A 13,469-nucleotide genomic window follows, 5' to 3' on the forward strand; every position below is an offset into this window, starting at 1 on the left:
GCCGAGCAGGCCACCGACACCTGGAAGACCCGCTACGCCCTACGCGCCGGGATCGAAGGAACCATCAACCAGGCCCTCGACGTCACCGGCCTGCGCAACGCCCGCTACCGCGGCCTGCCCAAGACCCGCCTCCAACACGCCTTCTCCGCCACCGCGGTCAACGTCATCCGCCTCGACGCCCACTGGAACCCCCACCAGCCGCCCTTCACACCCCGCACCAGCAGACTCACCCGCCTCAGCCAGCAGCGCACAACCCCGACCGCGAATTAAGCAGCAGAGTCCGCGACGTTTACCACCCCGCGGCAGGAGGAGCGGGCGGCGGGGTCTGGCTGGGTTCCCATGATTCCTGACCATGCCGCACCTGCGGCGCGCCCCCGGGAAGGCTTGCGATGAGCGGCGACGTGGATGCGTTGGCGGCGCGGGTCCGGGTGCAGGTCGGCGCGGCGCTGTCCGCGCGGCTCCAAGCCCGCGAAGCTCAGGGGCTGGCGCCGTTGGGCCGGGCGGATCAGCGGGCGCTCACCTCCGAGCTGATCTCCGCGGCGTTGGCGCAGTATGCCCAGACCCAGCTCGCCGACGGCGGGCGGTTGTTGTCCGGGCAGGTCGAGGAGCAGATCAGCCGGGCTGTCCTGGACAGCCTCTACGGACTGGGGGGCCTGCAGCCGCTGCTGGATGACCCGAGCATCGAGAACATCTCGGTGAACGGCGCCGATGTGGTGTGGGTGCGCCGTTTCGACGGCCGCCGCGAACGCCTGCCCGCGGTCGCCCGCTCGGATGCCGAGCTCGTCGAGCTGGTCCGCACCGTGGTGGCCCGCGCCGGGGTGGAGGAACGCCGCTGGGACCGGGCCTCTCCCGAGGTGTCCTGCCAGCTCCCCGACGGCTCCCGGCTCCATGCGCTGATGGCGGTGGCGCATCGGCCGACGGTGTCGATCCGTCGCCACCGCTACCAGCAGATCACCCTCGACCAGCTCGTCACCGACCTCGGCATGATCAGCGCCGAGTTGCGGATGTTCCTGCACCGGCTGGTCCTGGCCCGGCGCAACCTGCTCATCGCGGGCGGGACCGGGATCGGGAAGACCACGTTCCTGCGGGCGATGGCCGCGGACATCCCGTATGCCGAGCGGATCATCACGATTGAGGACAGCTACGAACTCGGCCTCGACCGCGACGGCCAGCACGGCGACGTCGTCGCGCTGCAGGCCCGCGAGCCCAACATCGAAGGCGCAGGCGCGTTCAGCCAGGCCGACCTGGCCCGCTCCGCGCTCCGGATGAGCCCTGACCGGGTCATCGTCGGCGAAGTCCGCGGCGCCGAGGTCATCCCGATGCTCAACGCGATGAGCATGGGCGTTGACGGCTCGATGGCCACCATCCACGCCTCCTCCTCTGGCGCGGTGTTCCTCAAGCTCGCCGCCTACGCCGCGCAGGCAGCAGAGCGGCTCAGCATGGAAGCCACCACGCTGCTGGCGGCGAGCGCGGTGCATTTCGTCATCCACCTCGGCTACACCCCCGACGGGCGGCGGGTCGTCTCCAGCGTCCGGGAGGTCGCCGGTGCCGACGGCATGATCCTCGCGACGAATGAGGTGTGGCGCCCCGGACCCGACGGCGCCGCCGTCCCCGGCGCACCGCTACGCCCCGACACCGCAGCCCTGCTCGCCCGCGTCGACGACCACCAGCAGTCCTATCGCCCTGTGTCCGGCAGCGGGGCGGAGGGTGGCTGGTCGCCGTGGTGACCGCGGACGCCGGGGTGGTGCTCGCGGTCGGCTGCGGGACCGGCTGTGGGATCGGCCTGTGGCTGGCCGGTACCGGCACCGCCCCGTTCACCGCGGCGATCCGCGCGTGGGCCGGCCGGCGCAGCGCCGGCCCGTCGCGTCAGGCCCGCGCTGCCCGTGCCACCGGCGCGCTCGCCGCCGCGCTCGCGGTCGGGCTGCTGACAGGGTGGCCGGTCGCCGCCGCCCTCGCCGCCCTCGCGGTCGTCATCGTGCCGGGACTCCTCAGCGCGGGGCGGGCCGAGCACGCCCACACCGACCGGATGGAGGCGATCGCCGTGTGGACGGAGATGCTGCGTGACACCCTCGCCGGCGCCGCCGGGCTGGAACAGGCCATCCGCGCCACCGCCCCGATCACGCCCACCCCGATCCGCGCCGAGGTGGTGCACCTCGCGACCGCCCTTGATGCCGGGGTGCGCCTGCCCGACGCGCTCACGGAGTTCGCCGACGAGCTCGACGATCCGACCGCGGACCTGGTCGTGGCCGCGTTGGTGATGGCCGCGTCTCGCCAGGCCCGTCACCTCGCGGACCTCCTGGGCCGGCTGGCGTCCGCCACCCGAGACCAGACCGCCCTACGGCTACGCACGCTGGCGGGGCGGGCGCGGATCCGCACGGCCACCCGGGTCATCGCCACCACCACCCTGACCATGGCTTTCGGTCTCGTCGTCCTCTCTCCCGCGTTTGTCGAGCCCTATGACAACGCTGCCGGTCAACTGGTCCTCCTCGGGGTGGCCGGGCTGTTCGCCGCGGGCCTGGCCTGGCTGTCGCGCATGGGCCGCACCCCGACCTCCGACAGAATCCTGACCCGCCTGCCCGCGCGGAGCCGGCCATGACCGGCCTCCTGCTCGTCTGCGGGACCGCCACGGGTGTCGGGCTGTGGCTGCTCTGGACCGGTCTACGCCCCACCGAACCCGACCTGCAGCAGCTCATCGCCGACCTGCACCCCACCCCACCCACCCCCGGCGAACCCGCGGCAGTCTCGGGCGGGTGGGCGGCCCGCGCGGGACGTCCCCTCGCCCGCCGCCTCGCCCCCGGTCAGCTCATTCCCGCCAGCATTGGCCGCGACCTCACCGCACTCGATCGGGATCCCGCCACCCACCTCGCCGAGAAAATCACCAGCGGGGTGGTCGGGTTCTTCCTGCTTCCCGTCCTGGCCGTTGTTCTCGCCGTCGGTGGAGTGCGACTGCCCGTGGTGGTGCCCGCGGCGGGTGCGTTCGTCCTCGCCGCCGCCGGTTTCGTCGCACCGGACCTGGCCGTCCGCGCCGACGCCGCCGCCCACCGCCGGGCCCTGCGCGCCGCGTTCTCCGCTTTCCTGGACCTCGTCGTGATCGCGCTGGCGGGCGGCGCCGGGGTGGAACAGGCCCTCGACGACGCCGCGTCCATCGGCACCGGCCCCGCCTACACCGAACTACGCCGCGCTGTGGACACCGCGGTCCTCACCGGCACCCCGATCTGGATCACGCTCGCCGACCTCGGGCACCGCCACGGCATCTCCGACATCGTCGAAACCGCCGCCAGTGTGGAACTCGCCGGCGGTGAAGGCGCGAAGATCCGCGCCTCCCTCGCGGCGAAAGCCGCCTCCATCCGCCTGCGCGCGCTCACCGACGCTGACGCGGATGCCGCCGCCGCCACCGAACGGATGTCGCTGCCCGTCGCTGTCCTGTTCGCCGGCTTCCTGCTCCTGATTGGTTACCCGGCCGTCGCCCGCGTGCTGGGAGCCCTGTAACCCCCGCGTCCCTCCGGAAGGACTTCCGTGACCCGACCCGACCCTGGCCACCGGCCCCTCCACGTCCTCGCCGCCCTCGCCCTCACCGTCTGGGGCCAGACCCGGAAGCGGCTACAGGCGTGGGAAGAGCGTTCCCGCGAGGAGGACCGTGACGGCGGCTACTCCACCGAAACGGTGATCGTCACCGCGTTGCTGGTCGTCCTCGCACTCACCGTGATCGCGATCATCGGCCAGGCTGTGCTCGACAAGGCCAACAGCATCGACCTATGAGCACCCGCCTCGCCTCCCCACCGGCGCGGGTACAGCGACACGGCCCCCACCGGCGCACCGTCTTCGGCGCCGCGTGCGCCCCGTCTCACCGCCGCCGCGCCGGCAGCCCCGTCCCCGCGCAGGCCCACCCGCAGGTGCGACGCCCTACCCGCCGCAGCTCCCGCGACGCAGGGGCGGTCAGCGTCGAGCTGGTCATCGCCACACCCCTGCTGATGACCATGCTGCTGCTCGTCGTGCAGTACGCCCTGTGGGCGCACGCCAGCCACATCGCCGCCACCGCCGCCCGCCGCGGCGCGGACGCCGCCCGCGCCTACGGCGCCCCGCCCACCGCCGGCCCGGACAGCGCGCAGATCACCCTCGACCAGCTCGGCGACCGTGTCCTCACCGGCACCCACATCCAGCTCGACGCCCACCCCGACACCGTCACTCTCACCATCACCGGGAGCGCCATCAGCCTGCTTCCCGGGTTCTCCCTGCCGGTGACAGGCCACGCCACCGGCGCCGTTGAACGGCTCGCCCCATGAGCAGGTCACCGCAACGCCGACGAGGCCGGCAGAGCGACGGGGGCGACAGGGGGTCGGCCGCGGTCGAACTGACCCTGCTCACCCCGCTGATCGTCCTGTTGCTGCTGCTGATCGTCTATGCGGGGCGGGCGGTGAACGCCCGCGGGCAGGTCGACACGGCAGCGCACACCGCTGCCCGCGCCGCGAGCATCGCCCGGACCCCCGCCCAGGCCCGCACCGCCGCCGAACAGGCCCTCGCCGCCGACCTCACCCCCGACGCCGGGCCCTGCACGCGCGTCACGGTCACCGTGGACACCAGCCAGTTCCACGCCGGTGGTGTCGTGCGTGCCACCGTGGACTGCCAGCTCGATCAGTCCGACCTCGCGGCCGGCCTGCCCTTCCCCGGGCAACGCATCACCGCCACGGCGAGCGCCCCCATCGACGTCTACCGCAGCGTGGCTCTCGCATCCTTCCTGCAGCAGCCGGCTCCTCCCGACGGCCTCGCCCTGGGGGCAGTCGTATGAGGCGGCTGCATCGCACCCACACCCCGCGGCTCTCTCGGTCCTCCAGGCTGATCGTCGCGGTACGGCGCGGCGTGGCCGCGGGGCTCGCCCTGGCCGTACTCGCTCTCCTGGCTGCCTGCGACACCGCCCGTCAGACCGGCACGGAACGCCCCGTCTCCCTGGCGACGGCCCCGCGGCCCGACACCGACGGGCCAGTGGTCCTTCCTCGCGGAGACACGATGGGCGCGCAGGGAGTGCCGTTGGGTTTTCCGCACAACGCCCTCGGCGCGGTGTCGGCCGCGGTCCGCTGGAGCTCGCTGCTGATGCCCCGCGCAGACACCGACCAGGTCGGGATCTTCGCCGCCGTCGCGACCCGGGACTATGTGCAACGCAGCGAAGGCGTGATCGACGACGGCTACCAGCCGCCTGACCTCCCCCCGGGCAGTGCCTTGTTCTTCCGTCCGCTGGGCACCCAGCTTCTCGTCGAGCGCCCCGACCGTGCGGTGATCGCTCTCCTCTACGCCAGCCGCATCTCCGCAGAACACCCGCCAGCTGTGGCCCAGATCGGGGCCGTGACCTGGGAACTGGTCTGGGTCGGTGAGGACTGGCGGCTCGCGGACCTCAGACCCACGACCCCTGGCGTCCAGCTACCCGCCTCCGACACCCCGGCCGCGGTGACCGCGGCCGGCTGGGACGGGTACCGCCGTGGCTGAGCCGGACCGGGTGGACGCCGGAACCGTGACCGCGTTCTTCGTCGTCCTGACCGTTGCGCTGCTCGGGGTCACCGGCCTGGTCGTCGACGGCGGCCTCGCCCTCACCCGCAAGTCGGCAGCGATCAGCCTCGCCGCGGAAGCCGCCCGCGCGGGCGCCCAAGCACTCGACCTGGCGACCTACCGAACCCGCGGCGTGATCCAGCTCGACCCGCCCGCGGCCCGCCGCCGCGCCGAGCAGTACCTCGCCTCCGCCGACGCGCAGGGGACCGTCACCGCAACTGCCGCCACGGTGACGGTGCAGGTCACGGTACGGATCCCGACCCAACTCTTAGGGATCGTCGGGGTCGACACGCTCACCGTCACCGGGCAGGGCACCGCCACCCCCGTCCACAGCGTCGCCCCGCCCGCGATCCCATGAGCCACCGACACAGCCGTCACACACCCCGGGTCCGACTGCGCGCCCGCCTCGGCGGGCTGCTGCGCGCGCTCACCGCTCTCACCGCCGGCGGCGCGGTGCTGATCGCCGCCCCCGCCGCGATGTGGCGTTTCGTGGGCTGGCCGCTACCCGATCACATCCCGACCTGGAATGAGATCGCCGCTGGCGCGACCGCACCGCTCACCGAGGGGCTGGTCCTCGGCCTGATCGGCTGCCTGTTCTGGTACGCCTACACACTGCTCGCGCTCTCCGTCGCCGTCGAGATCACCGCGACGGCCGGCGGCTGGCCCCGGCCCCGTCTGCCCACCGCCGGGCCCGCCCAGGCCCTGGCCGCCGTCCTCGTCGGCACCATCCTCACCGGCGTCCTCACCGCCGCCACCCGCGCCACACCCGCCCCACCCACCACGGCGGTCCTCACCGCCTACCGGCAGGCCGCACCCGTCACCGCCCCCGCCGACCCCACCTCACACGCCAAGCAACTGGCCGCAGCGACGCGCACCGCCGCATCGACCGGGCCCAGCTGCACCGTCGCGGTACACGACTCGCTCTGGTCGCTTGCCGAGTTCTGGCTCGGGGACGGGCTGCGGTGGCGTGACATCTGGGCCCTCAACGAGGGCCGCGTCCAAGCCGACGGCACCCGCCTCACCAGCCCCGATCTGCTACGGCCCGGATGGGTCCTGCACCTGCCGCCCGACGCCCGGCCTCTCCTGCCCCCGGCCTCACCCGACGCCGCTGTCCCGCCTGCGCCGGCGAGTGTGGCCCCAGCACCAGCCACCATCCCCGCCCCGCCCGATCCCACGACCCCCTCCCCGGCCACGCCCAGCGCACCGCCGCGCAGCACCGTCCCCCCTGGATGGACCCCCACCATCCCCCCAGCACCACGCCCACCCAGCCCACCCGTGGCCGCCCCCATGCCGGCACCGCAGGCCAGCAGGCCAGCTCCCGCCACATCACCCCCGGCCACGCCCCACAACGCCCCGCCGGTCCGGCTGCCCTCCGGCGCGGTCCTGCCCCTCGGCCTCATCACCGCGCTCGCCGCCGCCGTCACCGTCGCCCGGCTCCTACGCACCCGCCGCCGCCCGGTCCCCACCCCACCCGGCCAACCCACCCCCCTCGACCAGCCCCTGCCCCTCGTCATCCGGGAGATCCTGCGCGCCAGCAGAACACCCATCGACGACGAACAGCAGCCCACCCCGGACCGCACCCCACCCGAAGAACCTGCACCTGCCTCCAGCCGCGACGACCTGCCCCCCGACGCCGCAGCTGACATGCCGACAGCCGCCCGTGCCGCGGGTCCTCCCGGCGCCGACAGCGCCACGGGAAACATCGACCTCGGTGAGCTTCCCGCCGAACTGCTGCGCACCGGCCGTCTCGACCTACGCGGCCCCACCGCGGTCTCCACCGCACTTGCCCTGGTCCTGCACCTTCTCGCAGCCCACCACTGCACCCGGCACGCCTGGCCCGCCCGCCTGATCATCCCCAGCGGCGCCGTCGACCTGCTCGACCTGCCCCGCCCCCTCCTCGGCACCCTGCCCCAGGTCACGGTCACCGCCAGCACCGACGCCGCGCTCGACCTCGCTGGCCGCGAGGCGCTGCGCCGCGCCCGGCTGGCCGATGGCACCTCCACGACCAGCCTGGACGAACTCCGCGCCGCGCTACCCGACGAGATGATCCCCATGGTCCTCCTCCTCGCCGCCACCCCCACCCCGCGCGAAGGACGCCTCACCGCCCCGGCCGAGACCAGGGGCCGTCTGGGCATCTACACCGTCACCGTGGACCCCACCGGCCCGGCAGCCGACGACCCGCCGCCCCTGCGCTGGCAGCTCACCGCCGCCCAGGCCAGCGACCTTCTCTCCGTCCTCGCCGAAGCCGCCGACCAGCCCACCGCCCCACACCAACCCACCCCGGCAGACCTCGCCCCCACCACCGCACCGTCACCAGCCCCGGCCGCCCCCCTCGCGACAGCCGTGACGGAGGCACCGCCGTGTCCCGAGCCGGTGCCATCCCTCGCCACCGCTGTCTCGGTCTCCCCGGATCCCCCCACGCCCCGCGCCCCCGAACGGCCTGCCCCACCTGCCAAGGAACCAGGCGACGCCCCCCGGCGGATACGACTCGTCCTGTTCGGCCGGCCCACCCTCCACGTCGACGGCACGCCCCTCACGACCGGCGTACGCACCCTCAGCTTGGAAATCGCCGCCTACCTCGCCCTGCACCCCGACGGCATCAGCGGCGACCGGCTCGCCAGCGAGCTGCTCCCCGACCACGACCCCACCCGCGCCCGCAACCAGATCTACCGCGCCGTCGCCGCCCTGCGTGACACCCTGCGCACCGCCACCGCCGACCCCACCCTCACCCTCATCACCGGAGGCAAAAGCGGCTACGGCCTGGACCGCACGCTGGTCACGGTCGACGTGTGGGAGTTCAACGCCGCCGTCACCGCCGCCGGCCACGCCACCGAGGACGGCGCACGGATCGCCGCCCTCACCCAGGCCGCCGCCGTGGCCACCGCCACGCCCCTGGGGGACACCGCCTACGACTGGGCTGCACCTGTCGTTCATGACCTGGAACACCGTGCCGTCGATGCGCTCGCCGACCTCGCCGACCTACACGCCGACGACCACCCCGACCAGGCCCTCGCCCACCTGGAACATGCACTCACCCTGACCCCGACCGTGGAGGACCTCTACCGGCATGTAATGCGCCTGCATGCCACCCGCCAACGCCCCGACGCGGTGCGCCGCACCTACCAGCGTCTCCGCGACGCCCTCGACGCCCACGGCCTCGACGTCGACCCCACCCCCGAGACCCAGGCCCTCCTCGCTCACCTCACCCGCGCCCCACGACCCGCACCCAGCCAGACCGGCCCGCGACGCATCATCCGACCCGCCCTCCCCCGCCGACCTGAACACCCCAGCACCTGACATGAACCACAGTCCACTCAGCTCTCGCCGACCCGGCCTCCGCAGCTCATCCACGCGGCAGAACACGGCGCCTTCCGCGCGCCCGCGAAAAGCCCCGGCATCGGTGGCGGAAGCTTCCACGCCGAGAAACGAAGGGCACCCTTTCCTTTCGCTCGCCTGCCACCGCCTCCACACGACCGCAGTCACATCCAGATCCCGATAGATCACATGTGGCGAGGACATTCACTACGCGCACGAAGGTGATCGCTTCCGCGGCGAGAGGTCGCTCTCCGCCACAGTGGTGACATCCGCCTCATCGTCACGGATCGACACGCATCAGATGCGCTACGCCGTGCTGCACGTACAGCACGGCGATGCAATTCCACGGACCTGCCCCCGCCGTGACACCCGCACGTTCGCCTCCCGGAGGTGCACGAGTCGGACCTTCTCTTTGCTTATAAGCAATTTACATGGAGGCGGTATGAGAATCTCCGAGCTGGGATTCGAGAAGCTGGACAACTTCTCCGAACAGGTGTGGCGCACCGTGGCACGCCACCCCTACTGCAACATCGACCTGCTCGCCGAATGGCTGGGACGACCCGAGCCCGTCGTCGAAGTCGAAATCACCCGGCTCGTCGAGGCCGGGCTCCTGCGCCAGGTGGGCCGCCAGTGGGAACCCCAGGACCCGGTCAGAATCCTGCAAGCCCGCCACGCCCATCAGGAAGCCGCCCTCACCGCCGAACGCGCCAGGATGGCCGAGGAACGCGCCCAGCTCTACCGATCAGGCCTCTTCGGTGACTACGTCGCCGGCCGGCGCCGCACCGGAACCAGCACCGGCGTCCAGTTCCTCACCCGCGACGAGATCTTCCACCTCATGGCCGAACTCACCGAGCAAAGCACCGCCTGCGTACGGTTCCTGCAGACCGGACCCCCACCCCCCGACCTCGGCGGCAACGTGCCCGATCTTCTGGTCCCCGCTGCCGCACGCGGCGTGCAGATCAGCAGCGTATGGAGCCCGACCGCGCTCGCCGCCGCCCAGCGCCGCCAACCCACCCGATGCCTACCCCCCATGGGACGCATCCAGGTTGCCCCGGCCGTGCCCATGCGCACCATCGTCTGGGACGCCACCGCCGCGCTCATCCCCGTCCGGGACGACGACCTCGACGAAGGCGGCCTCGTCGCGGTGGCACCCACCCTGGTGCGCGCCGTCACCGAGATGGTCACCAGGATCGAACAGACCATCCCCGCCCAACGCCACCCCGTCGGAGCCGAGGAACCAGCCGCGATCCGCCGCCAACGCGCGCTGCTGCTCCTGCTCGACCGCGGCCTCGACGACATCCGCGCCGCCCGCGAGCTCGGTGTCTCCGACCGCACCGTCAAACGCGACGTCGCCGACCTCTGCCACCGCTTCGGCGTCCTCACCCGTTTCCAGCTCGGTGCCGCAGCAGCCAGAGCCGGTTACCTGCCCGGCCAGCCCGACAGGGCCCACGCACGGCACCCTGCGGCGCCGCCGGCTACCGCCGGTACTCCCGCCGGCGGGTCACCGCTACCGCGGTAAGCGGTGAGCACCGTGAGCAGCAGAACCCCACCGAGCACAGCCTGGCTCCCAGACGGTCCCGCATAGCCAGAACGCCGGAACGCCGGAACGCCGTTCGAAGGCCCCCGGGCGCAGCGCGACCTTGCCAGCCCTAGGTGATCATCAGGGCGAGGCGAGTAAGCGCGAGCATGGTCTCCGCGGGACTTTCCGCGGGGTCGTCACCGCTCCGGTCCCTGTGGGCGGTGCCCTCGGCAACGAGCTGATCGGGGCCGGTGACGGCGCCGGTTGCGCGGCTGATTCTCAGGAGCCATTCCTCCAGCTCATGGATGACGTCCCGGGTAGCTGTCTCCGCCGCACCGACCACGGCGCTTCCCGCTAGCTGCGTAATGGTGCTCTGCGCGCCGGTCGGATGCAGGTGGCGCGCGGCGTGGGCAACGGCCGCAGCCGCAGCCGCAGCCGCAGCCGCAGCCGCAGGCAGGGTGTCCCACATATCGGCCCGTTCGGCGCCTCGCATCGCGGCGTGCAGCCGCAGTGCGTGGTGCGCCAGCCGACTGCGAGAGGAGGCAAGCGGGAGCCGGTCCAGCGCCCCCTGCCCCCACGAGGTGTGCAGCATCCAACTGATCCCGCCGCCTGTCAGGACGCAGACGTTCGCAACCATGAGACGTACCTCTCGGCCGTCCCCACCCACCCGAAAGGCCTGCACGAGGAGCACGAGACCCGGCAGCGTCGCGACCAGCGGCGCGAACACGACGAGGACGCGGCGACGGCGGCGGTACGAACCGGCGACCGCCCACAGCCCCCGGTCGAGGTGATCTGCTCTCATCTCCGTCTACTTTCCGTCGCTCACGACGCAGGCGCCACTGCACACGACCCGCCGTCCGAGCATGCCGCCTGCCGGCTGCGGCCATGCGCACCGCCGTGCCCGCCGGGTACGGGAAGGACGTGGAGGACCTTTGGACCCTGACAGGTCAGCTACCGGGCAGTCACAATCGCAGACACGTGTGGGCACCCCCCGAGCTCACACCTGACGGGCCGCCGGACTACCGGCGGCCCGTTCATCTCTCCAGACCGCTCCACCCCCGCACGGCCGTCCCACCGGCCGCAGTCGGCACGTCCCCTACGCCCGGCGCAGGCCTTCCCCGCCGCCCCGCCCCGCTGAGCGGGCCAGGCCGGGTGGGGGCAGGCGCCGCGACCGGGGCGGGAGTTAGCGGGTCGGAAGGCGACTGACGATGTCGGCGGCCGTCGCGACGGGGACAGCCCCACCGCTGCGGAGCAGGATCTGGCATCCCGCGTGGCGCCGCGCAGTCATGGGACGATCCGCGGGTACCGCCATCACAACCCGGCCTCGGGCGCGGGCGGCCCGCGCCATGGCCATCGCCCGCCCACCGGTATCCGCCTCGACGACCACGATCCCGAGACACAGCCTCGCGAGCAGCATCGTGCGGGCGGTCGCGTGGCGGTGCGCAGGACCCCCGACCGCGGACGCCGCCCGCAGCGGCGGACTCATGGCCACCACCACACCGCGGGACGCGACCGCGGCGACCAGCGCGGCGTGCCAGGCACCTTCCGCGCCGGCCAGAATCGCGACAGCCGCCCCGCGTGACGCTGCGGCGGCTAATGCCCGCCGCGATATCCCGGCTGACACCACGGCGGCCACGGTGATCGGCGGCTGCGCCGAGGTGAGGTCGCCGGCGAGCTGTTCCGCGTGCACCAGGCCCCCCAGGCTCGGGCTGTGGGTGCCCGCCACCCCGACCGACCGCTCGGTGAGGCGGGCACAGTGACCAGCACCGCGCACCCAGAGGGCGAGCGGACCGCCGCCGGGGGGCGTGAGGCGGGCCGGCCACTCGTCGTCTCCGGGGCACAGCAGCCGCCACCCGTGGGCGGCGTGTACGGCGAGCAGCCCGTCGGGGTCCACGTCGGCGCGCGTGTCGGCGTGCAGGCGCCACACCGCCTCGGCGCCGTCGTGGTGCACGGCGGCGTCGCGGACGGTGCCGGGGGCAAGAGCGGTCAGGGCCGCGCGGGCGCGGCGCTCGGCCGGCGCGACGGTGACCATGGGCAAGATCCCTTCAGTGAACGGATGGGTGCCAGGGAGAGCCGCTGCTCACCGCCGGCCCGCCGTCGAACAGAGCTTCCATTTCCGATCGCACGGCGCGACGCCGCGCAGTCAGCGATCTGCCCGGCACTCGTGCTGATTCGCCTCTCCCCGCGTCACCGCTGGCCTTCACCCGCCGCTCGGACATCGAAGGTCTGGGTCCGGTCAGGCCGTGGTGCGCGTCACCGGCACGGGGTGTCCGGGTCGTCGGGGAGGAAGTACTCCGCGATCCCGGCGACGATCTCCTCGGCGGCGTGGTGCTGCTCGGTGCGCTTGACGTGCCGTTTGTATCCGAGCCGGCCCTGGTGCGCGGTCTCCGAGCAGCAGCCAGCCCGGCAACAGGACTGCCCACCGACGCCGCGGATAGAGAAAGCCTTGCGGCCGAGCATCTTCATGGTTCATCTCCTTCCTATCGCAGCCAACTGCGGCCGACCGGACCGCCCGGGGACACCGGCTGGTCGGGCCTGTGGTCCCCGGGATCCCGGGGACCACAGGCCATGGGGCGGAGAGGAGCCGGTGGTGGGTGTCGGCGCCGGGGAAGAGCGGTCCCGTCTACGCGGGGCGGGTCACGTGCCCCGGGGTGGATCAGACGGTGTCGAAGGGGTCCGCGACGTCGCTCGTCGGGTCGAGCGCCTCCCACCGCCGGAGCATGTCGAGGAGCTGGGTGTGGTCGAGGGTGTAGAGGGTGGCGAGAGCGCGCAGGTCGTCGTGGCGGATCGAGAGGACTCGCCCGGCGTAGTCGCCGCGTTCGCGCTGGATCCCGGCGACCCAGCGGCGCAGCGGCCCTGCGTCCTCGGTCTGGACACGGGCCAGTGCGGGCAGGTTGAGCACGACCCGGGCGGTGCGCGGCGGGAGCGGGTCGGGACGTCCGTCGGGCAGGAAGGCGTGGATGGGAACGGCGTAGAACGCCGCCAACTGGCCCAGGTTCTCGATGCTGATCATGCGGTCGCCGCGTTCGTAGGAGCCGACCGCCGCCGTCGTCCACCTGCCGTCGGAGGTGGCCTCCAGCTTCTGGAGAGACAGGCC

Annotated in this window: 15 protein-coding genes; 11 read left to right on the forward strand and 4 right to left on the reverse strand. The window is 73.1% G+C overall.

Annotated features, from left to right (window positions below; translation table 11 throughout):
- The 11 genes from B207_RS0129350 to B207_RS36295 form a co-directional block, all read left to right on the forward strand.
- On the forward strand, nt 1-270 hold a 270-nt coding region (locus tag B207_RS0129350), incomplete at its 5' end, for a transposase (RefSeq protein WP_018640266.1).
- 119 nt (nt 271-389) lie between these two features.
- Entirely contained in the window at nt 390-1,727 is a 1,338-nt protein-coding gene (locus tag B207_RS0129355) for a CpaF family protein (RefSeq protein ID WP_018640267.1), read from the forward strand.
- Nucleotides 1,721-2,596, forward strand: coding sequence for a type II secretion system F family protein (locus B207_RS0129360; protein WP_018640268.1), 876 nt, complete (start codon nt 1,721-1,723; stop codon nt 2,594-2,596). The genes B207_RS0129355 and B207_RS0129360 overlap by 7 nt, the downstream gene beginning before the upstream one ends.
- Nucleotides 2,593-3,489, forward strand: coding sequence for a type II secretion system F family protein (locus B207_RS0129365; RefSeq protein WP_018640269.1), 897 nt, complete (start codon nt 2,593-2,595; stop codon nt 3,487-3,489). The genes B207_RS0129360 and B207_RS0129365 overlap by 4 nt, the downstream gene beginning before the upstream one ends.
- 27 nt (nt 3,490-3,516) lie before the next feature.
- Nucleotides 3,517-3,759 carry a hypothetical protein gene (locus tag B207_RS0129370; protein WP_018640270.1) on the forward strand — a complete coding sequence of 81 codons (243 nt, stop codon included), beginning with the start codon at nt 3,517-3,519 and terminating at the stop codon, nt 3,757-3,759.
- The gene (locus B207_RS0129375) at nt 3,756-4,283 is read left to right on the forward strand and encodes a TadE/TadG family type IV pilus assembly protein (protein ID WP_018640271.1); all 528 of its coding nucleotides are present in this window, start codon (nt 3,756-3,758) and stop codon (nt 4,281-4,283) included. The genes B207_RS0129370 and B207_RS0129375 overlap by 4 nt, the downstream gene beginning before the upstream one ends.
- Entirely contained in the window at nt 4,280-4,786 is a 507-nt protein-coding gene (locus B207_RS0129380) for a TadE/TadG family type IV pilus assembly protein (protein WP_018640272.1), read from the forward strand. Before B207_RS0129375 ends, B207_RS0129380 begins: the two co-directional genes overlap by 4 nt.
- The gene (locus tag B207_RS0129385) at nt 4,783-5,478 is read left to right on the forward strand and encodes a hypothetical protein (RefSeq protein ID WP_018640273.1); all 696 of its coding nucleotides are present in this window, start codon (nt 4,783-4,785) and stop codon (nt 5,476-5,478) included. The genes B207_RS0129380 and B207_RS0129385 overlap by 4 nt, the downstream gene beginning before the upstream one ends.
- Nucleotides 5,471-5,896: a pilus assembly protein TadG-related protein gene (locus tag B207_RS0129390; RefSeq protein WP_018640274.1), complete on the forward strand. Its 426-nt coding sequence runs from the start codon at nt 5,471-5,473 to the stop codon at nt 5,894-5,896. The genes B207_RS0129385 and B207_RS0129390 overlap by 8 nt, the downstream gene beginning before the upstream one ends.
- Complete coding sequence (locus B207_RS42460) at nt 5,893-8,835, forward strand: BTAD domain-containing putative transcriptional regulator (RefSeq protein ID WP_018640275.1); 2,943 nt, start codon at nt 5,893-5,895, stop codon at nt 8,833-8,835. The genes B207_RS0129390 and B207_RS42460 overlap by 4 nt, the downstream gene beginning before the upstream one ends.
- Nucleotides 8,836-9,295: 460 nt before the next feature.
- Nucleotides 9,296-10,372, forward strand: a complete 1,077-nt coding sequence (locus tag B207_RS36295; protein ID WP_018640276.1) for a helix-turn-helix domain-containing protein — start codon at nt 9,296-9,298, stop codon at nt 10,370-10,372.
- Between the two features lie 130 nt (nt 10,373-10,502).
- Here the strand turns inward: B207_RS36295 and B207_RS0129405 are convergent, their stop codons facing one another.
- The 4 genes from B207_RS0129405 to B207_RS36300 form a co-directional block, all read right to left on the reverse strand.
- Nucleotides 10,503-11,174, reverse strand: a complete 672-nt coding sequence (locus B207_RS0129405) for a hypothetical protein (RefSeq protein WP_018640277.1) — start codon at nt 11,172-11,174, stop codon at nt 10,503-10,505.
- 381 nt (nt 11,175-11,555) lie between these two features.
- Nucleotides 11,556-12,404: a DNA-processing protein DprA gene (locus B207_RS0129410; RefSeq protein ID WP_018640278.1), complete on the reverse strand. Its 849-nt coding sequence runs from the start codon at nt 12,402-12,404 to the stop codon at nt 11,556-11,558.
- Nucleotides 12,405-12,625: 221 nt separating this feature from the next.
- Nucleotides 12,626-12,838, reverse strand: a complete 213-nt coding sequence (locus tag B207_RS0129415) for a hypothetical protein (RefSeq protein WP_018640279.1) — start codon at nt 12,836-12,838, stop codon at nt 12,626-12,628.
- Nucleotides 12,839-13,028: 190 nt separating this feature from the next.
- On the reverse strand, nt 13,029-13,469 hold a 441-nt coding region (locus tag B207_RS36300; protein WP_018640280.1), incomplete at its 5' end, for a helix-turn-helix domain-containing protein.

Origin of the sequence: Parafrankia elaeagni (assembly GCF_000374165.1) — a bacterium.
Classification (GTDB): Bacteria; Actinomycetota; Actinomycetes; order Frankiales; family Frankiaceae; genus Parafrankia; species Parafrankia elaeagni.

Bases quoted from the DNA above. Each gene is read 5' to 3' on its own strand.
- B207_RS0129355 (WP_018640267.1), top strand. From the start codon at position 390: ATGAGCGGCGACGTGGATGCGTTGGCGGCGCGGGTCCGGGTGCAGGTC.
- B207_RS0129365 (WP_018640269.1), top strand. From the start codon at position 2,593: ATGACCGGCCTCCTGCTCGTCTGCGGGACCGCCACGGGTGTCGGGCTG.
- B207_RS0129375 (WP_018640271.1), top strand. From the start codon at position 3,756: ATGAGCACCCGCCTCGCCTCCCCACCGGCGCGGGTACAGCGACACGGC.
- B207_RS0129380 (WP_018640272.1), top strand. From the start codon at position 4,280: ATGAGCAGGTCACCGCAACGCCGACGAGGCCGGCAGAGCGACGGGGGC.
- B207_RS0129385 (WP_018640273.1), top strand. From the start codon at position 4,783: ATGAGGCGGCTGCATCGCACCCACACCCCGCGGCTCTCTCGGTCCTCC.
- B207_RS42460 (WP_018640275.1), top strand. From the start codon at position 5,893: ATGAGCCACCGACACAGCCGTCACACACCCCGGGTCCGACTGCGCGCC.
- B207_RS36295 (WP_018640276.1), top strand. From the start codon at position 9,296: ATGAGAATCTCCGAGCTGGGATTCGAGAAGCTGGACAACTTCTCCGAA.
- B207_RS0129405 (WP_018640277.1), bottom strand. From the start codon at position 11,174: ATGAGAGCAGATCACCTCGACCGGGGGCTGTGGGCGGTCGCCGGTTCG.
- B207_RS0129410 (WP_018640278.1), bottom strand. From the start codon at position 12,404: ATGGTCACCGTCGCGCCGGCCGAGCGCCGCGCCCGCGCGGCCCTGACC.
- B207_RS0129415 (WP_018640279.1), bottom strand. From the start codon at position 12,838: ATGAAGATGCTCGGCCGCAAGGCTTTCTCTATCCGCGGCGTCGGTGGG.